Below are 17,874 nucleotides of genomic sequence, written 5' to 3'. Positions count from 1 at the left end.
AGCTATGCTGCGGACTGGTCCCGCGCTGCGAAGATGCTCGCCTCTCCTGCGATATCGAGCACTGTGCGGCCCTCGATCGTTCCCGCTTTGAGATCGGCAAAGATATCGTTGATGTTGTCGAGTGGCGCCTTGGAGATTTCGGCGCGAACCTTGCCTTCGATAGCGAAAGCCAGCGCCTCATCGAGATCGCGGCGCGTGCCGACGATCGAGCCGCGTACGGTGATGCGCTTCAGCACGACATCGAAGATCGGTGTCGGGAAGTTGCCCGGCGGCAGGCCGACGAGGCTGACGGTGCCTTTGCGACGCACCATGCCGAGCGCCTGCGAGAAAGCGGGCGGCGAGACGGCGGTGACGAGAACACCATGCGCACCGCCGCTTGTTGCCTTCAGCACCTTCTCGACGGTGTCTTCAGCGCGTGCGTTGAGCGCGAGATCGGCGCCGACCTGGCGGGCAAGGTCGAGTTTGGCGGCAGCGACATCGAGAGCAACCACCTTGAGACCCATCGCTTTGGCATATTGGATCGCAACATGGCCGAGGCCGCCGACGCCCGATATCGCCACCCATTCGCCGGGCCGCGCTTCGGTTTCCTTCAGCCCCTTATAGGTCGTGACACCGGCGCAGAGGATTGGCGCGATCTCCGCGAAATCGACACCGGCAGGAAGGCGGGCGGCGAAAGCGGCCGAGGCAATGACATATTCGGCAAAGCCGCCATTGCAGCTGTAGCCGGTATTGTGCTGGTGTTCGCAGAGGGTTTCCCAACCGGTTTCGCAATATTCGCAGCGCAAGCAGGCATCGTGCAGCCAGGCGACGCCGACGGCGTCGCCTTCCTTGAATTCGGTGACGCCGGGACCGAGAGCAGCAACGACCCCGGCCGCTTCGTGACCGGGAATGAAGGGCGGCAACGGTCTGACCGGCCAATCGCCCTCGGCGGCATGCAGATCGGTATGGCATACTCCGCAGGCAGCGACCTTCACCAGGATTTCACCTGGGCCCGGAACAGGCACTGGCACGCATTCGATTGCGAGCGGCTTGCCGAACTCCCGAACCACTGCCGCCTTCATCATCTTGCTCGTCATGATCTTCGTCCCTTCACGATGATTATCCGGCTCGGATAATGCAGGCATCGCACACTCGCCACATTGACCCATCGCAAAGAGCGGCCCCGTTGACCCAGAGGGAAGGGGGAGACTGTTCTGGCAGCCATCAATAAGAGAGGCCGGATACGAAACCGGCATGTCTGGAGGCACCACGGGAATGGGAGCGGCCATGAGATGTCTCCTGCACGAAAGTGCCGGCAGCCTGGCGCACATCACCCGGGAAGGCCTTAGCCGGCCTCGTCGAGGGACCTTGCCGCTTCAAGCAGAAGCTGCTTCATTTTCTCGCGAACCGTCTGAGCGCCAATCGCGGCGTCTGCGCTTCCAAAAAGCTGAACCGCTCTCGGTAACGCAGGCGCAGCGCCTGTAGGCAATCAAAACAGAAGGAGCGATGCCAGAGACAGAATGAGCGCGGGGAACATGACGACGGTTCCGAGTTTTAGAAACGTCCAGGCGCCGATATGCAGGCCTTCGCGGCGCAGCGCAGACAGCCACAAGATCGTTGCCAGCGACCCCGTCACCGACAGATTGGGGCCGAGATCGACGCCGATCAGCACGGCGCCGGCGATCTTGTCGGAGACGCCGGCCGCCTGAACCACGCTGCCGGCAAGCAGTCCGGCGGGAAGATTGTTCACGAGGTTGCAGATCACGCCGACGAGAAGGCCCGCCACGCCGATCGCCTGCGATGGCGAGGACGAGGCAAGCGCAGCCATCTGATCAGAGAGAATGTTCGTCAGGCCGGTGTGATCGAGAGATTCGACGATGACGAATAGGCCGGCGACCAGCGGCAGAACGCTCCAGCTGATGCCCTTCATCGTCTCGGCCGGGCTTTGCCGCGTGAGCATCAGAACGATCGCGGTGGTGATCGTGCCTGCAACAAAGGTCGGCACGCCGAGATCGACATGCATCGCCGACGCCGCGATAAGAATAATGGCCGTCAGCAGGATTCCCCATCCCGCCAGCCGGGCGCTGTGGGAGAGGGGCGCCCGTTGCGTGTCCGCGGCAAGAGTGTCTTCTGCGAGGGCGCTGCGCTGCGTCCAGTAGAGGCAAAGGAACGTGGCGACGATCGAAATGATCGACGGCAGCATGAATGTCGACAGCCAACGGGACAGCGGCGGCATGTCACCGCCGGCAAAGATCACCAGATTGGCCGGATTGGAAATTGGCAGAACGAAGCTTGCGGCATTGGCGATGAAGGCGCAGATCAACAGATATGGCATCGGGTCCTTCACCCGCGCCGTCCGGCAGGCGGCATAGACGGCCGGTGTCAGCACCACGGCTGTCGCATCGTTGGAAAGAAAGACGGTGACAACCACCCCGACAAGATAGACCAGCACGAAGAGACGCCGGGGTGATCCTTTGGCGTAGGCGATTGCAATGGCGGCGATCCAGTCGAACAGGCCTTCGCGCCGGGCAAGTTCCGACAGCAGCATCATGCCGATCAAAAAGAGATAAACGTCGCCGCCCTTGGCGACGCCTACCAGGGCATCATGGGGGCCGAGCAGGCGGAAGGCGAGCAGGAGCAGGGCGCCGAAGACGGCCCAGATCGCTTCCGGCCACCGAAAGGGACGGACGACGACGCCCATCGCAGTGAGGCCGGCGATCCCCCAGGTCATGGAATGTTCAATCATTTGCAATCGCGTTCGGTTGGGGCGCGGCAGAACAGCCGCCAAGGTTGATGCAAGAGCTTTTCGGGATCGAATACATGTTTGGTCGGGCAGTGACAAATCCGATTATCTTGAAAAGCCGCTAATACCAGAAGCAGCAGCTCAATCGGCCAACGGAACAATCACAGCAGGATCTGGTTTAACTCGCACCACGTATCTCCGGCGGAGGTGACGATGTGGGCAGTTCTGATTGGCGCCGCTCTCATAATTGGCGGCCTTGTTTTTCTCTTGCGGCCGACGCTTCGTCGAAAGCCGAGTGATCCGCACCTGATGCCGCAAGGCGGCGCCACGCTTGAACCGCGGCGCCAAGGGCTGAGATTTCTCAGCTTGGCGCGGAACTGGCCGGCCCTGGTTGTCATCGCGGTCGGTGCGGTTTTTCTGGTTTTCGGGAGCTACTGGTGACAGACACAGTGTTGGCCCACTCCGCAGCGCATCTCTCCCATCAAGATTCCCGGTTTGCCGCCGACGCCTTGAGAAGGCCTGCAGCCAAGGCGCCGAAGGCCTCGACAGCTTTCGGCAGCACATCCTGCGGCTCGTCACTGGCAGCGATCCAGAGGGCGGCATTGAGCGCGGCACCGTTGAGCAGCCGGGCGGCTGCTTCCGCGTCGACCGGCTTGAGGGCGTCCTGCGCGATAAGGCGATCGATTGTCCGCCTGGTTGCCTGAAGGCAGCTGCTCTGGCTCGGCCATTGTGACGGATCACCCAATACGGCAGGCCCGTCGAGCAGAACGATGCGTTGGACCTCCGGATCAAGCGCCATTTCGATATAAGCCGCGCCCTCTGCGAGCAGACCTTGCCAGTCATCACCCGCACGGGCGCCGATCTCCTGGGCGCGGGACGCCATTTCCGTGTCGATCTGATCGACGACTGCCGCAAGCAGCCCGCGCTTGTCTCCGAAGTTGTGGTACAGCGCTCCGCGCGTCAGGCCTACCTCTGCGGTCAGCTCATCCATCGACGCGGCCGCGTATCCCTTCTCGGCAAAAGCCTTTCGCCCGGCCGCGATCAGCTTCATACGATTTTCCTCCATCGTCTCGCTGCGCCGTTTGACCATCTCGTCTCCAAATTTTGGTATACGTTCCGTATATGAACTTGACATACGGCCCGTATGCAGGCATTTCATATACGCACCGTATATCAGATAACGCGGCGGGCTGTGAAGCTCCTTAGACGGCCTGCTGCTCATTGGTGTTCCATCAACGACAAGGATCGACAAATGACCCAACGCGAAGCAATCTTTCCCGCAGGCAGGAATGCCCTTTACGAAAAACACGGCTATTCGGCCGCCATCCGAACTGGCGATCTTCTGTTCGTCTCCGGCCAGGTCGGCAGCCGTTCCGATGGTACGCCTGAACCCGACTTTGAACGCCAGGTTCGGCTGGCTTTCGACAACCTGAAGGCAACGCTGGATGCTGCAGGCTGCGGCCTCGACGACATCGTCGATGTAACGACGTTCCATACGGACCCCGAAAACCAGTTTGAAACAATCCTGGCCATCAAGCAGGAGCTTTTCAGCAAGCCACCCTATCCGAACTGGACGGCGATCGGCGTGAACTGGCTGGCCGGCTTCGATTTCGAGATCAAGGTCATTGCCCGCATCCCGTCCACCGCCCGATTTTAGGATGATGCCAGGCATCCCGTTCGGGCTGCATGGTTGGACTGTGACAATAGACGGGTGCCGGACGATGCAATCATCGTTCGACTCGCGACCTATCGGGGGAAGAGCTCCGGGATGATCCTGCGGGCGCGATCGCGCAAAAACACCGCCTCTCGCTCGTCGACAAAGCGGTAAGGCCATCTCAGCCTGGTCGTGACCGGGCCCCAGTTGCCGATGACAGCGAGCAGTTTGTCGAGGGCGGCATTTGAATAGCCGCGGTCACGGCGAAACGGGACGATGTGATTGTCCATGAAGGCGCAGATGCGGCTTTCGATGTTGAGCGCCGCCTCGAGATCCCTGCGCATCAGCTCTGTCCAGGCCTGCGCGCCGCGGGGATGGAGACAGGCAACGTTCGAAAACGCCCCGGCGGCCACCCCCTGCTTCATGCCGGTTGCGAGATGGTGGCCTGGAATGAACAGCGAAAATTCGGAAAGGTGTGCTCGCGCCTGCGAAAACCAGGCATCGTCTCCATCGGCGACCTTCATCCCGACCACTGACGGGCAGGGGCCGCAAACCTCGCTGAGCTCGGCTGGCGACAGGACACGTTTCGCATGCGGCGGATTGTAGAGGATGAGCGGGATTCCTTGGGCGACGTCTGATGCCCGTTTCAGGAAATCGATGGCTTCGAGATTGGTGAGCGGCCACCAGTCGGGGAGGATTACCTGAAGCGCCAATGGCTTATGAACGGTTGCACGGCGCAGCCGATCGAGCATGATCATCGGATCGGGCTGGCAGGCGCCGATGACGAACGGCATTCCGGCCGCGCGGCAACGCGAGACCAGCACGTCCTGAATTCGCTCGTACTCCGCTTCGCTCTGGTTGTGGAATTCTCCCGCCGTGCCGTTCGAATAGATGCCGTCGACCCCGGCGGCGATCAGTATGTCAATTTCCTCGGCGAGCTTTTCGAAATCGATGCTGTCGTCGTCGGCGATGGGCAGCAGCAGGCTTGCCCAGTTGCCCGCGATCGGGTGGCGGCGGGTCGTGGCGGTCATCGCACGTCCTTCAATTCAGGTCATCACGGATGCAGGCCTTGAAATGACCGGGCTTCATTTCGCGCAGCTCCGGCACGGTCTCGCCACAGGCGGGCAGAGCATTTGGACAGCGCGTGCGGAACACGCAACCGCTCGGCGGATTGGCGGGGCCCGGAATATCGCCCTTCAGGATCTGGCGATCGCGCGGCGCATCGGGATCGGACGAGGGGATCGCGGAGAGAAGCGCCCGCGTATAGGGATGCAGCGGCCTGGCATAAAGCGCGGCACTGGGCGCGATTTCCATGATCCGGCCGAGATAGAGCACGATCACCCGGTCGCAGATATATTCGACCACGGCGAGGTCGTGACTGATGAACAGCATGGCCAGATCAAGGCGCTGCTGCAGGTCGCGCAGAAGATTGATCACCTGCGCCTGGATCGAAACATCGAGCGCCGAGACCGGCTCGTCGGCGACGATGAATTCGGGCGCGAGCGTCAGCGCGCGCGCGATGCCGATCCGCTGCCGCTGGCCGCCCGAGAATTCGTGGGCATACCGGTTGACGGCGTCCGGCGGAAGATCGACCTGTTCGAGCGCCTCGCGGGCACGTTCTAATCTCTCTCTTGCCGTCCCCAAGCCCTGGATCCTCAGCCCCTCGGTCAGGATTTCGCCGATTGTCATACGCGGCGACAGGCTCGCGAACGGGTCTTGGAAAATATATTGCATCCGGGGCCGCAGACGCCGCATTTCGGATGAGGACAAGGCGGTGAGTTCGGTACCATCGAAGCGGACGCTGCCGGCCGACGGTTCGACCAGCCGCAGGACCGATCGGCCGATCGTGGTCTTGCCGCTGCCGGATTCGCCGACCAGCCCGACCACCTCGCCCTTGCCGATATCGAAGGATATGGCCTGCAGGACGGTCAGCCTGGTTCCGCGGGACGTATAGTGTTTGCCGAGATCGCGGACGGAGAGAAGGGGCTCGCTCATCTGATCTCCTGCCAGCGAATGCAGCGGCTGTGGTGGCGCGGATTGACCTCGGCCAGCGGTGGCACCGCCGGGCGGCAGGAGTCGATGGCAAATTTGCAGCGTGGTTGGAAAGCGCAGCCGGCCGGCATGTTCATCAGACTCGGCACGACGCCGGGAATGGCCGCCAACCTTTCGCCCGCCTGCTTCATCCGGCTCGCATCGCCGAGTTTCGGCATCGAGGCCAGGAGGCCGATCGTATAGGGATGTCTCGGATTGCGGAAAACCTCGGCCACCGGCCCGGTCTCGACGATCCGGCCGGCATACATCACCGCCACCCGATGCGCGATTTCGGCGACGACGCCGAGATTATGGGTGACGAAGAGCATGGCCATGCCGCGTTCGCGTTGCAGCGTCTGCAGAAGGGCTAGAATCTGCGCCTGGATGGTGACGTCGAGCGCCGTCGTCGGCTCGTCGGCGATCAGCAGCGTCGGGTCGCAGGCAAGGGCCATGGCGATCGTGGCGCGCTGGCGCATGCCGCCGGAGAGCTCGTGCGGATATTGACCGGCGCGGCGCCCGGCATCGGGAATGCCGACGCTGTCGAGAAGGGCGGCGGCCACATCCATGGCGGCCTTCCGGGCCGCCCGGCGATGGATGCGGATTGGCTCCGAAATCTGGTCGCCGATCGTGTAGACCGGGTTGAGGCTCGACATCGGCTCCTGAAAGACCATGCCGATGTCATTGCCGCGAATGGCACGCATGTCCTCTTCGATGAGCGCGGCAAGATCGCTGACCGTACCGTTCTTGCGCTTCAAATGGATGCTGCCGGCGGCGATCGCACCAATATTGCGGGTCAGAAGCCGCATGACCGAAAGGCTGGTGACCGATTTGCCTGAACCGGACTCGCCGACAAGCGCAAGCGTCTCGCCGGCAGTCACCGTCAGATCGATGCCGTTCACCGCCGTCACTTCGCCCGAGCGGATACGGAAGACGGTCCGCAGCCCTTTGACGTCGAGAATGGTGTCGGCGGTCTGTTGCATGGCATCCATCAGGAAAGCAGGCCGGTCGCGCGCAGGATTTCGTCGATCCTAGTCGTTTCAGTCTCGTTGAGAGCCGCCCTCGGACGCGGCATCAGCGCCGTGTCGATGATGCCGAGGCTCTTCATCGCCGCCTTGAAGGCGCCGATGCCGGCGGCGCCGCCGCTGACGCGGCCCGCCCCGACTGAGACGATCTCGAAGAGCCGGCAGAGGCGCTCCTGCTCCTTGCGGGCCGCGACCCAGTCGCCACGCTGGGCGGCGTTCCAGAGCCTGACGTAGCCATGCGGATCGACATTGGCGATGCCGGGCACGACGCCATGAGCGCCCATCTGCAGCGCCGTGTCGACGACGATTTCGGAGCCCGTCATCAGGAAGACCTCGTTGTTGCCGGCGAGATCGAGCAGCACGTAACGGAAGTTGCCGTCGTCGCCGCTCGAATCCTTGATGCCGACGATCGTTCCCTCCTTCGCCAGCGTCACGCTGGTCTGGCGCTGCAGTTTCACATGCACGCAGACGGGAATGTCGTAGGCGATCAGCGGCACGTCGACGGCACCGCGGATATAGCGGAAGTGATCGATGATCTCGGACTGGCTGGTGACGGTGTAGAACGGCGCCGTGACGACAACCGCGTCGGCGCCGGCCGACTTCGCGATCCTGGCATGGTTGATGACCCTGTCGGTGGTTGGGTCGATGACGCCGACGATCAGCGGTACGCGACCATTGATGACTTTGGCCGAGTGCTCGATGATTTCCTTCCGGGTCCTTTCGTCGTGGAAGATCACCTCGCTGGTCGAGCCGAGCACGAACAGGCCATGGCATCCGGCCTCGATCAGGTTTTCGAGCACCCGTGTGTAGGACGGGTAATCGACCGTGTAATCCTTGTTCAGCGGGGTTATGACGGGAGGAACGACACCCTTGAATTTGCTCATTTTCGCTTTCTTTCGATCGTCAGTTTAGTTCGGTGCGAGGGTCGAAGGCATCACGAAGACCATCGCCAATGAAGTTGATTGCAAGGACGGCAAGCACCAGGAATCCGCCGGGAAACAGCCATTGCCAGGGATATTGTTCGAGCACGGCGGTAGAGCGGGCAGCATTCAGCATGTTGCCCCAGCTTGCCGCCGGTGGCGCAATGCCGAGACCGAGGAAGGAAAGGCCGGCCTCGAGCAGGATGGCATTGGCGATCTGCAGCGTCGCGAAGACGACGAGGATGTCGATCGAGTTCGGCAGGCCGTGGCGGAAGAGGAGATGCGGCAGACCCGCCCCCATGCCTCTCGCGGCCATCACGAAGTCACGTTCGCGAAGTTCGAGCAGCCGCGAGCGCACCATGCGCGCCAGCAGAGGCCAGGAGAGAAGTGAGATGACAAAGACCGTCGGCCAGATGCCGGTGCCGGCGATCGAGGCGAGCACCAGCAGGAAGATGACCGGCGGCAGCGTCATGACGAGATCGACGAACCGCATCGTGACCGCATCTGCAAAGCGGCCGGCAAGCGTCGAGACGGCGCCGACCAGGAAACCGATGATGGCGGACATGACGGTCGAGGTGAGGGCCACCAGCAGCGAAATGCGACCGCCGTCCAGGACCCGGGCAAGGATGTCGCGGCCGACCCCGTCAGTGCCGAACCAGTGTCCCGGCCCCGGCTGCGCATTCATTGCCATGAGATCGATGTCGTTGGGTTTGAAGCTCCACCACAGCGGATAGGAAAGGATTGCGACGATCATCAGCGCGATCATGCCGAGGCCGAGCAGCGCGGTCCGGTTGAGCAGAAAGCGATGCAAGGAGCGTATGATCGGGCCCGGGCTGCGGGCAGGGCTTCGTGCCAGCATCGCTCACCCCACCTTGATCCGCGGATCGACCACCGCATAGGCTAGATCGGTCAGAAGATTGACGACGATGACGCAGGCACCGATCACCAGCGTCGAACCCATGATGACCGGATAGTCGCGGCCCTCCACCGCATCGACCATGAGCAGGCCCATGCCGGGCCAGTTGAAGACGCTTTCGATGAAGATCGCGCCACCGATCGCAAGGCCGATGGTCGAGCCGATCAGCGTAATGACGGGAAGCAGCGCGTTGCGCAGGGCGTGCTTGGTGATGACCCAGAATTCGAAGACGCCTTTGGCGCGCGCGGTACGCACATAATCCTGGCTCAGAACCTCCAGCATGGAAGCGCGCATATAGCGCATGATCAGCGCTGTCTGGGCGGCGGCCAGCAATGTCGCGGGCAGGATCAGGTGATGGAGAAGGTCGGCGATGGAGAATTCCTGGCCTGGCGTCAGCATGCCGCCCGAGGGCATCCAGTTGAAATAGACCGAAAAGAGATAGAGGCCGACAAGGGCGCTGAGGAAGGGTGGACTTGAAATACCGGTGACGGCGAAGACTGACAGGGACAGGTCCGCGACGGAATTGCGGCGAACCGCGCTGATGACGCCGGTGGCGATCCCCGCAACGATCGCGATCGCAATCGCCGATCCCATCAAGAGCACTGTCGGGCCGACGCGCGAGAGCACGAGGCCGAGCACTGGCTGGTCCGGCCGCTTGATCGAATAGCCGAGATTTCCCGTCAGCGCCTGCCGCAGCCAGCCAAGATACTGCACCGGCAGCGGCTGATCGAGTCCGAGCGTGGCGCGCAGCTCGGCAAGATCCGACGACGACATCGGAATATTGGGATCGATATAGGCGTCGATCGGATCGCCGGGCGTGAGGCGCAGCATGGCGAAGATCAGCACGCTCAAGGCAAGCAGCATGCCCACTCCGATCAGCAGGCGCCGGAGACTGTATCTCAGCATGAATTCCGTTCCCGTGCGGGCGGGCCACTGCGCCTCGGAAGACGCGTGGCGCTGCAGTGACCCGGCCGCCCTTTGCTTCTCAGGATGCGTGACGCCCTATTCGGCGATCGCCCATTTCTCCGGATGCGCCTGGTAAGGGCCGCCACCGGGAGCGGGCGTCCAGATGAAGTCCTTCAGCCTGGCGGAGGCGACGCCATATCGTTTCGCCACCCACAGCGGACCCCAGGGCAGTTCCTTGTTCATCACCTTGCAGACATCCTGATAACGGGCGGAGCGCTTTGCGGCATCCGTCTCGCCAAGCGCTGCGTCTAGAGCAGCCGTCAGCACCGGCATGCGCACGCGCGCGACGTTCGGGCCGGCCGGCGGGATCTGCTTTTCGTTGAGGCCGACATTGATGCTGCCCGGATCCGGGCCGTTCTGAAGTCCGGCATAGACCATCTGGAACTGCGCGACATCAGGCGTCGGATTGAGCACGATGCTGTTATAGGTCGGCGTGTCGACGGCACGCGGCGTTACGTTGATGCCGACCTGGGCGAGCATTGCCTGGACCGCCGCCATGACATTGGCGGCAAGCGGCGTCGTGTAATAGGTCAGCAGGGTGACCGGCTTGTTGCCGTTGATCTCATCCCAGCCGGCGTCCTTCAGCAGCTGCTTGGCCTTTTCCGGATCATAGGCATAGGTCTCGATGCCTTTCGGCACCACCTGATCGGCGACATAGGCGCAGTTTGCCGGTTCGGCGGCGCCGCCGTAAAGGCTCTGGATGATGGCATCGCGATTGATCGCGTACATCACTGCCTGACGGACCCGAACATCTTTCCAGATCGGCGAGTCGTGGTTGAAGCCGAGATAGTTGACGACGAAGGAGTTGCCTTCGATGACGCGGAAATCCTTGTTGTTGTCGAAGGCCTTCAGATCGTTGGAATCGACGTAGGTGAACTGGATTTCGCCGGCACGAAGTGCGGCGATCGCCGCTGCCGGATTGGCAAAATAGCGGTTGATGATCTTTTCGAGCGCCGGTTGGCCGCCTCGGTAGTCGGTATTGGCGACAAGTTCGACATATTGATCGGTGACATATTTGCTGAACTTGAACGGCCCGGTGCCGATCGGCGCGGTGGACCACCATGTGTTCTTGGCGAGCTGATCGGCCGGGATCTGCGAAAGTGCGTGTTCCGGCAGCATCATCACCTTCGTCAGGGTGTCCATCAGGCTTGCGGACGGGGCGGAGAGCTTGATGATCAGGGTCTTGTCGTCCTTGGCCTCGACCGAGGAAACGGCGCTCAGCCGCGCTGCCAGTACGGAGCCGGTCTTGGCGTTCTTGGCGAGCTCGATGGTGAACTTGGCGTCCTTTGCCGTGAAGGGCTTGCCGTCATGCCATTTCGCGTCGGCAAGCGTGAAGGCGTAGGTCAATTGGTCGGGACTGACCTCGTAGGACGAAGCGAGCTGGCCGACGACCTTCTCGAGCTTCGCGTCATAGGTCACCAGCGGCTCGAAATAGACGCTGAGCCATGTGAAGCCGCCCGTTGCGGCAAGCGGATTGAAATTGCCCTGAAAACCACCCGGGCCGACATCGAAGCCGCCGGACAGCGTGGCTGCCTTCGCTGGGCCGATGAAGGCCGGGGCGACGGTCGTCGCCATCAAGGCACTCAATGCGATGGCCGATGATAGTCTTTGCAGTCGTTTCATTGTGCTCCTCCCACATTGGCACTTTTCTTGTTGGCTGCGATCACCCGGGAAATGCCGTCATAATGGCGGTCCAGGCGCTTCTGCGCTTCCGCGACATCCCTTGCCTCGATGGCATCGACGATCGCCGCGTGATCCCTCCAGGTGGCGACGGGGTCGACATTGTCGAGGTTGACGAAATCGGACGCCTTGTAGAAGGCGAGCCAGAACACGTCGATCAGCCGCGCAAGGGTCTCGTTGTTCTGGCAGCGGAAGAGCAGGGTGTGGAAAAGCTGGTCTTCGTCGGCGAAGGATTTACCCCGTTCCGCATGGACCCGCATGCGCTCCACCGTGGCGCGCAGCTCGGCAATATCGTCGTCGCCGATCATCTCAACCGTCTTGCCGATCAGCCCGACTTCCAGCGTTCGCCGGATCTCGATCACTTCTTCGATCTGGCGCAAGGCGCCGCCGAGGCCATAAGCGAGATTGTCGAGCAGCGGCTCGAATGAGAATGCCTTGACGAAGATGCCGACACCACGGCGCGATTCCAGCACGCCGAGCGATTCCAGCGCCTTGATGCCTTCGCGCAGGGAATTGCGGCTGACGCCGAGCTGGTTCGCCAGGTCGGATTCAGGCGGAAGCAGCGTGCCGGGCTTCAACCCGTTGTCGCTGATATAGGCCCGCAGGCTTTCCTGCACGGAGACGTGAAGTAGGGGCGCGCGGGCGAGGGGTTTCATGGATTTCAGCGACATGCGTTCTCATTTCGTCCGCAATGGAGATGTTAGAGAGATATCCACTTGTAGGATATCCGTCAACAGCATTCCTTCGCTTCGGAATGTCGGCGAGAGGTCGGACGCGCACGCTCCGAGCGCTGGCAGTAGTCATTGTGGTGATGGAGGATCGCTGCGAGTTGCGACGGATACGCAGCTCGCGTCCGCGTGAGTAGTAGCGGAAAACCATACGAACGGCCCGGCGCTCAATCGGGTTGCGGGGGAGCGGTCGTTTCCCCCTCCGAAAGCTCGCAAGCGAGCAGGATCGGGTGGTCGAGGTCTGGCGTCGGTTGCCTGTTCAGCAGGACGGCGACCGCTGCTGCGGCAATCTTTTGGATCGGCTGCTTGACGGTTGTCAGGCGCGGCGTGGTCATGCTCGAGAGCGGGATGCCGTCGAATCCGACGATCGAAAGGGCTGCGGGTATCGGTATCCCCAGATCATGTGCCGCTCTCATGCAGCCGATCGCCTGCTGATCCGAACTTGCGAAAATGGCTGTCGGCCGCTCGCTGCGGGCGCGTGCCAGCAGATAGTTTCCCGCCGATCGTCCGCTTTCATAGTCGAAAGCCGCCTCTGCGATCAGCGGCGACCCTGTTTGTCCGCCGTCGTCGGGCTGCCCCATGGCGTCAAGGTAACCTATAAGGCGATCGTTGGCAGGCACGGAATGTCTCGGTCCCGAGATGAAGCCGATGCGGCGATGGCCGAGCTTCAAGAGATGCTCGACGCCGAGACGCACGCCGGCCCGGTGGTTTGAAGCGATCCCGGAATATCCTGGCATGAGGCGGTCGACGACGACGATCGGCAAGCCCTTCGGCAGCTTCAGCGTATGGAAATCATTGCTGGGAACCAGGATGATACCGTCCACTTTTCGGCTTGTCAGCTGACCTATGCGGTCTGCTTCCTTGGTCGCATCGTCAAACGAAGTCATGACGATGATGTTATAGCCATGGCTTGCCGCCGCCTGCTCGGCCGACTGCACGAGTTCCGAGAAGAACGGATTGGTAAGATCGGGAATGACGATGCCGATGAGCCGGCTGACCTTGCTGCGCATGCTTCGGGCCGACGGGTCGGGCCTGTAGCCGAGCTCGTCGATGATGCGTCTGACGCGTGCCCTCAGTTCATCGGTCACGGCGGGGTGGTCATTCAGCACCCGTGAGACGGTCCCGGTGGAAACGCCGGCAAGTTTGGCAACGTCTCGAATTCCGACCTTTGGCATAATGGAAGAATATGTCCCTTCATTTTGGGTCTCGGGGACGCGGAGGCACCCGATGAGGCTTCAGCTAATGGTCTCCATCGCCTTCGTCAAAGGGCCGCAGTCAATTTGACGGCGTTTGCATAACACGAGGAACGCCGGCATTCAATGGAAACGGTTCATCAACAGGCGCCTCATTCTTCCATATGCGGCCATTTTCGCTGCCTTGACAATCCTGCGGGGCGTTGTTACCCAAGTGCTGTTGGAAACGGTTCATTTCGAAGGCACTCAGGTGAGGATAGGCCCGGAACCGTTCGGAGGAGAGAAATGTCCCAATCTACGAAGCGTGATTCCGTCCTGATGCGTACGCTGCGCCGTGCGGCATTGAAGCTTGGACTTGCCGGCACGTTGGTGCTCGCACTGTCTTGCGGCGTGTCGCCCGCTTTTGCGGCCGGCAAGCCGAAGGTCGGCCTGATCATGAAGTCTCTGTCGAATGAGTTCTTCAAGCAGATGAAGGCCGGCGCCGATAAATATGCGGCTGAGAACAAGGACAAGTTCGACTTCAAGGCCGTCGGCATGAAGGACGAGCGCGATTTTGCCGCCCAGGTCGATGCCGTCGAAAACTTCGTGACGCAGAAATACGACATCATCGTCGTCGCCCCGGCCGATTCCAAGGCGATGGCGACGCCGCTTGCGAAGGCCGTGAAATCAGGTGTCAAGGTCATCAACATCGACGTGCCGCTCGATGCCGATGCCAAGAAGGCAGCCGGTATCGACCTGGCATTCTTCGGTCCGGACAACCGCGAAGGCGCAAAGCTCGCCGGCGACGCGCTGGCCAAGGATCTGGGCCCAGGCGCCAAGGTCGTCATCCTCGAGGGCAATCCCGAGGCCGACAATGCCAAGGAGCGCAAGGAAGGTTTCATGGCCTCCGTCAAGTCGGGCAAGCTCGAGCTTCTCGACAGCAAGACCGCCCATTGGGAGACCGAAGAAGCCAACACCGTCATGACGAACTTTCTGACCAAATATAAGGATATTCAGGGTGTCATGGCGGCCAACGACTCCATGGCGCTCGGTGTCGTCAAGGCTCTCGATGCAACCGGCCAGGCCGGCAAGATCAAGGTTGTCGGCTTCGACAACATCCCGCCGGTCCAGCCGCTGATCAAGGACGGCAAGATGCTTGCCACTGTCGAGCAATATGGCGCGCAGATGGCGGTCATGGGCATCGACTATGGTATGCGTGAACTGGCCGGCGAAAAATTCACCGGCTGGGTCAAGACCGACATCAAGCTCGTTACCGCCGGCGACCTCAAATAATCGATATTGCCGAGCTAGGACGAAAGGAGGCGCCGGCTGCCCGCCGGCGCTGACAGCTGCCAACCGATTGCGTCTACTCCCGATGAGGCTCGTTGCGGGCCTTTGGGAGTGTGCATGTTCGGATGGTGGCCATCTCGAATTCAAACAGATCATGCACGAGGTGGGACGTGTCAGACGCAGCAGATGACCACATCCTGAAGCTGGAGGGGATCGGCAAGCGCTTCCCGGGCGTCGTGGCGCTCAGGAATGTTTCCATGCGGATCGGCCGCGGCAAGGGCCACGTCCTGCTGGGCGAGAATGGTGCCGGCAAGTCGACCCTGATCAACCTGCTGGGCGGTGTGTTCAAGCCGGACGACGGGCAGATTACATTTGACGGCGGGCCCTATCATCCTGCCTCGCCGCTGGAGGCCTTCAAGGCCGGCATCCGCATCATCCACCAGGAGCTCCACCCCCTTTCCAATCTCAGCGTCGCCGAAAATCTGCTCTTCGAACATCTTCCGCGGCGATATGGCCTGGTGGATTACCGGCAGATGAACCGCCGGGCGGCCGAATTGCTGGCGGAAGTTGGCCTCGATGTGGCGCCGACGACGCTCGCCAGCCGTCTCAGCGTCGCGCAGTTGCAGCTGCTCGAAATCGCCAAGGCGCTCTGCTATGAAAGCAAGCTGCTCGTTCTCGACGAGCCGACGGCAACCTTGACGTCCAAGGAAGTTGACCGGCTGTTCGAAATTCTGAAGCGTCTGAAGGCGCGTGGGGTGACGACGCTTTACATATCCCACAGGCTCGAGGAGATTTTTGAAGTCGGGGACGATGTGACGGTGCTGCGCGACGGCCAGCATGTCATCACGCGACCGTTGTCCGGCTTGGCCATCCCCGACATCGTCGAGCTGATGGTCGGGCGAACGCTCTCGGATCATGGCGTCTTTCGCAGTGACAGCGCCGTGTTCGGCGAGGCGCTCGGCGTTTCCGGTCTGAAAGTGACCCGAAACAGCCCGGAATTGTCGTTCTCAGTGGCCAAGGGCGAAATCGTCGGCATTGCCGGCCTTGTGGGTAGCGGCCGGACAGAGGCGGTCCGCGCCATATTCGGCGCCGACGCCAAGGCCGGGGGCGAAATCCGCATCGACGGCGAACTGGTTGCGATCCATTCGCCGAAAGATGCGGTTGCCGCCGGCCTGTGCCTGGCGACGGAAGACCGCAAGCTGCAGGGCCTGATGCTCGACATGAGCTGCGCAGAAAACACCACGGTTACCGATCTCGCCAAGATTTCCCGCAAGGGGCTGATCAGCCGCAGGATGGAGAACGAAAACGCGCAGCGTCTCGTGCGCGAGTTGCGCATCAAAACACCATCCGTCCATCAGCGGGTCAGGACGTTTTCGGGCGGCAATCAGCAGAAGGTGGTGATCGCCAAATGGCTGTTCCGCGGCCCCAAGGTGCTGATTTTCGATGAGCCGACCCGCGGCATCGATGTCGGCGCGAAAGCCGAAATCTACGACCTTCTCTGGAAGTTTGCCGCGGAAGGAAAGGGTGTTCTGGTCGTATCCTCGGATCTGCCGGAGCTCATTGGCATCTGCCATCGCATCATCGTCCTGTCGGACGGCAAGATCGCCGGCGAAATCGCACGGGATCAATTCGAAGAGAGCAGGATCCTCTCACTCGCTTACAAGGAGTACAGTCGTGTCCGGCAACATTGAAACCAAGGTCGAAGCGAAAGAGACGGGCTTCTGGGACAAGCTGATCCGGATCTCGATGAAAGAGGCAGGCGTTGCCATCGCCCTCGTCCTGATCGTCGCCTTCTTCTCGGCGACGGCGCCGTATTTCGCGACGCCTGAGAATTTCCTGAAAATCTTCGTGCAGATTGCCATCAACACCGTGCTTGCCTCGGGCATGACCTTCGTCATCCTGGTCGGCGGCATCGACCTCTCGGTCGGCTCGCTGCTGGCGCTATGCACGGTCATCGGCGCGACGATCATGATCGACCCCAGGCTCTCGCCCTGGCAGGCGATCGTGCTCGCTTCGCTCGCCTCGATGGGCACCGGCGCGATCCTTGGCGCCATCAACGGCTGGGTCTGCGAAAAGTGGAAACTGCCGTCCTTCATCGTCACGCTCGGCATGCTGAATGTCGCCAGCGGCCTGGCCCGCGTCGTCAGCGACAACTCCACCATCACCGGCCTGCCGCAGCCTTTCGTGGATTTCGGAAACCTGATCTTCTGGGGCGTCTTCCCGTCGATCTTCCTGATTGCCATCATCGTCGTCCTCGCCGGCTGGTTCGTCCTGCGTTATACCGTGTTCGGACGTTTCGTCTTCGCGATCGGCACCAACGAAGAGGCTGTGCGGCTGTCGGGGCATGAGCCGAAACGCTACAAGATCGCGGTGTTCACCATCTCGGGCCTGACCGCCGGCATCGCAGCCATGGTTTACCTGCTTCGCCTCAATGTCGGCAGCCCGGTTGCGGGCATCGGCTATGAGTTGAACGCCATCGCCGCGGTCATTATCGGCGGAACCAGCCTCTCGGGCGGCAAGGGCTCGATTGTCGGAACGCTGGTCGGTGCCTGCATTCTGCAGGTGCTGTCGACGGGATTGCAGCTGCTGGGCGCCGACGACAACATCAAGCCGATTGTCATCGGCGCCGTCATCGTGCTTGCCGTTATCCTGGACAGCTATCGCGGCCGGTTGATGCGGATACTCGAAACGCGGTGACCGATCGCAAGGCGTGGGCCTCTGAGGTCGCATGGCGGCGTGCAAAGTCGAGGCAGGCCGTCAAACTCCTGCCACA

17 protein-coding genes are annotated in these 17,874 nt (G+C 61.7%); 5 read left to right on the top strand and 12 right to left on the bottom strand.

Going from position 1 to position 17,874, the window contains the following annotated elements:
• Positions 1–2: 2 nt before the first annotated feature.
• Entirely contained in the window at positions 3–1,076 is a 1,074-nt protein-coding gene (gene adhP / locus HJC00_RS01975) for an alcohol dehydrogenase AdhP (RefSeq protein WP_210629262.1), read from the bottom strand.
• Positions 1,077–1,468: 392 nt separating this feature from the next.
• Positions 1,469–2,725 (bottom strand): arsenic transporter, encoded by a 1,257-nt coding sequence (locus HJC00_RS01970; protein ID WP_221163574.1) that lies wholly within the window; start codon positions 2,723–2,725, stop codon positions 1,469–1,471.
• 210 nt (positions 2,726–2,935) lie between these two features.
• Here HJC00_RS01970 and HJC00_RS32300 point away from each other — a divergent pair, with 210 nt between their 5' ends.
• Positions 2,936–3,163 (top strand): hypothetical protein, encoded by a 228-nt coding sequence (locus HJC00_RS32300; RefSeq protein ID WP_184457179.1) that lies wholly within the window; start codon positions 2,936–2,938, stop codon positions 3,161–3,163.
• 40 nt (positions 3,164–3,203) lie between these two features.
• On the opposite strand, the gene HJC00_RS01965 is transcribed toward HJC00_RS32300, so the two are convergent.
• Positions 3,204–3,812, bottom strand: coding sequence for a TetR/AcrR family transcriptional regulator (locus HJC00_RS01965; RefSeq protein WP_221163573.1), 609 nt, complete (start codon positions 3,810–3,812; stop codon positions 3,204–3,206).
• A 162-nt stretch (positions 3,813–3,974) separates the two neighbouring features.
• Between HJC00_RS01965 and HJC00_RS01960 the strand changes: the two genes are divergently transcribed.
• Positions 3,975–4,379 carry a RidA family protein gene (locus HJC00_RS01960; RefSeq protein ID WP_221163572.1) on the top strand — a complete coding sequence of 135 codons (405 nt, stop codon included), beginning with the start codon at positions 3,975–3,977 and terminating at the stop codon, positions 4,377–4,379.
• A gap of 89 nt (positions 4,380–4,468) precedes the next feature.
• Here the strand turns inward: HJC00_RS01960 and HJC00_RS01955 are convergent, their stop codons facing one another.
• The 9 genes from HJC00_RS01955 to HJC00_RS01915 all read right to left on the bottom strand — a co-directional run bounded on the left by HJC00_RS01955 (position 4,469) and on the right by HJC00_RS01915 (position 13,814).
• Positions 4,469–5,407 (bottom strand): dihydrodipicolinate synthase family protein, encoded by a 939-nt coding sequence (locus HJC00_RS01955; protein ID WP_221163571.1) that lies wholly within the window; start codon positions 5,405–5,407, stop codon positions 4,469–4,471.
• A gap of 10 nt (positions 5,408–5,417) precedes the next feature.
• Positions 5,418–6,371, bottom strand: coding sequence for an ABC transporter ATP-binding protein (locus tag HJC00_RS01950; RefSeq protein WP_221163570.1), 954 nt, complete (start codon positions 6,369–6,371; stop codon positions 5,418–5,420).
• A complete protein-coding gene (locus HJC00_RS01945; protein WP_221163569.1) occupies positions 6,368–7,387 on the bottom strand; it encodes an ABC transporter ATP-binding protein in 1,020 nt (339 codons plus the stop codon). The genes HJC00_RS01950 and HJC00_RS01945 overlap by 4 nt, the downstream gene beginning before the upstream one ends.
• 8 nt (positions 7,388–7,395) lie before the next feature.
• Positions 7,396–8,313 carry a dihydrodipicolinate synthase family protein gene (locus HJC00_RS01940; RefSeq protein WP_221163568.1) on the bottom strand — a complete coding sequence of 306 codons (918 nt, stop codon included), beginning with the start codon at positions 8,311–8,313 and terminating at the stop codon, positions 7,396–7,398.
• Between the two features lie 19 nt (positions 8,314–8,332).
• A complete protein-coding gene (locus tag HJC00_RS01935) occupies positions 8,333–9,208 on the bottom strand; it encodes an ABC transporter permease (protein ID WP_221163567.1) in 876 nt (291 codons plus the stop codon).
• Positions 9,209–9,211: 3 nt separating this feature from the next.
• Positions 9,212–10,171: an ABC transporter permease gene (locus HJC00_RS01930; protein ID WP_221163566.1), complete on the bottom strand. Its 960-nt coding sequence runs from the start codon at positions 10,169–10,171 to the stop codon at positions 9,212–9,214.
• 96 nt (positions 10,172–10,267) lie between these two features.
• The gene (locus HJC00_RS01925) at positions 10,268–11,854 is read right to left on the bottom strand and encodes an ABC transporter substrate-binding protein (protein ID WP_221163565.1); all 1,587 of its coding nucleotides are present in this window, start codon (positions 11,852–11,854) and stop codon (positions 10,268–10,270) included.
• Positions 11,851–12,582 carry a FadR/GntR family transcriptional regulator gene (locus HJC00_RS01920; protein WP_221163564.1) on the bottom strand — a complete coding sequence of 244 codons (732 nt, stop codon included), beginning with the start codon at positions 12,580–12,582 and terminating at the stop codon, positions 11,851–11,853. Before HJC00_RS01920 ends, HJC00_RS01925 begins: the two co-directional genes overlap by 4 nt.
• A 224-nt stretch (positions 12,583–12,806) precedes the next feature.
• The gene (locus HJC00_RS01915; protein ID WP_221163563.1) at positions 12,807–13,814 is read right to left on the bottom strand and encodes a LacI family DNA-binding transcriptional regulator; all 1,008 of its coding nucleotides are present in this window, start codon (positions 13,812–13,814) and stop codon (positions 12,807–12,809) included.
• A gap of 303 nt (positions 13,815–14,117) precedes the next feature.
• Between HJC00_RS01915 and HJC00_RS01910 the strand changes: the two genes are divergently transcribed.
• The 3 genes from HJC00_RS01910 (at position 14,118) to HJC00_RS01900 (ending at position 17,798) form a co-directional block, all read left to right on the top strand.
• Complete coding sequence (locus HJC00_RS01910; RefSeq protein ID WP_221163562.1) at positions 14,118–15,104, top strand: sugar ABC transporter substrate-binding protein; 987 nt, start codon at positions 14,118–14,120, stop codon at positions 15,102–15,104.
• A gap of 167 nt (positions 15,105–15,271) precedes the next feature.
• Positions 15,272–16,792, top strand: a complete 1,521-nt coding sequence (locus HJC00_RS01905; protein WP_210629248.1) for a sugar ABC transporter ATP-binding protein — start codon at positions 15,272–15,274, stop codon at positions 16,790–16,792.
• Positions 16,776–17,798 carry an ABC transporter permease gene (locus HJC00_RS01900; RefSeq protein WP_210629247.1) on the top strand — a complete coding sequence of 341 codons (1,023 nt, stop codon included), beginning with the start codon at positions 16,776–16,778 and terminating at the stop codon, positions 17,796–17,798. The genes HJC00_RS01905 and HJC00_RS01900 overlap by 17 nt, the downstream gene beginning before the upstream one ends.
• The last annotated feature ends 76 nt before the right edge of the window (positions 17,799–17,874 follow it).

This window comes from Rhizobium sp. NLR22b, assembly GCF_019685295.1.
GTDB lineage: Bacteria > Pseudomonadota > Alphaproteobacteria > Rhizobiales > Rhizobiaceae > Rhizobium.
The sequence above is the reverse complement of the archived record's forward strand: the minus strand, read 5'-3'. Positions and strand labels throughout refer to the sequence as shown.

Excerpts from the sequence above, each read along its gene's own strand:
- adhP (WP_210629262.1), bottom strand. The coding sequence starts at position 1,076 with ATGACGAGCAAGATGATGAAGGCGGCAGTGGTTCGGGAGTTCGGCAAG.
- HJC00_RS01970 (WP_221163574.1), bottom strand. The coding sequence starts at position 2,725 with ATGATTGAACATTCCATGACCTGGGGGATCGCCGGCCTCACTGCGATG.
- HJC00_RS32300 (WP_184457179.1), top strand. The coding sequence starts at position 2,936 with ATGTGGGCAGTTCTGATTGGCGCCGCTCTCATAATTGGCGGCCTTGTT.
- HJC00_RS01965 (WP_221163573.1), bottom strand. The coding sequence starts at position 3,812 with ATGGTCAAACGGCGCAGCGAGACGATGGAGGAAAATCGTATGAAGCTG.
- HJC00_RS01960 (WP_221163572.1), top strand. The coding sequence starts at position 3,975 with ATGACCCAACGCGAAGCAATCTTTCCCGCAGGCAGGAATGCCCTTTAC.
- HJC00_RS01955 (WP_221163571.1), bottom strand. The coding sequence starts at position 5,407 with ATGACCGCCACGACCCGCCGCCACCCGATCGCGGGCAACTGGGCAAGC.
- HJC00_RS01950 (WP_221163570.1), bottom strand. The coding sequence starts at position 6,371 with ATGAGCGAGCCCCTTCTCTCCGTCCGCGATCTCGGCAAACACTATACG.
- HJC00_RS01945 (WP_221163569.1), bottom strand. The coding sequence starts at position 7,387 with ATGCAACAGACCGCCGACACCATTCTCGACGTCAAAGGGCTGCGGACC.
- HJC00_RS01940 (WP_221163568.1), bottom strand. The coding sequence starts at position 8,313 with ATGAGCAAATTCAAGGGTGTCGTTCCTCCCGTCATAACCCCGCTGAAC.
- HJC00_RS01935 (WP_221163567.1), bottom strand. The coding sequence starts at position 9,208 with ATGCTGGCACGAAGCCCTGCCCGCAGCCCGGGCCCGATCATACGCTCC.
- HJC00_RS01930 (WP_221163566.1), bottom strand. The coding sequence starts at position 10,171 with ATGCTGAGATACAGTCTCCGGCGCCTGCTGATCGGAGTGGGCATGCTG.
- HJC00_RS01925 (WP_221163565.1), bottom strand. The coding sequence starts at position 11,854 with ATGAAACGACTGCAAAGACTATCATCGGCCATCGCATTGAGTGCCTTG.
- HJC00_RS01920 (WP_221163564.1), bottom strand. The coding sequence starts at position 12,582 with ATGTCGCTGAAATCCATGAAACCCCTCGCCCGCGCGCCCCTACTTCAC.
- HJC00_RS01915 (WP_221163563.1), bottom strand. The coding sequence starts at position 13,814 with ATGCCAAAGGTCGGAATTCGAGACGTTGCCAAACTTGCCGGCGTTTCC.
- HJC00_RS01910 (WP_221163562.1), top strand. The coding sequence starts at position 14,118 with ATGTCCCAATCTACGAAGCGTGATTCCGTCCTGATGCGTACGCTGCGC.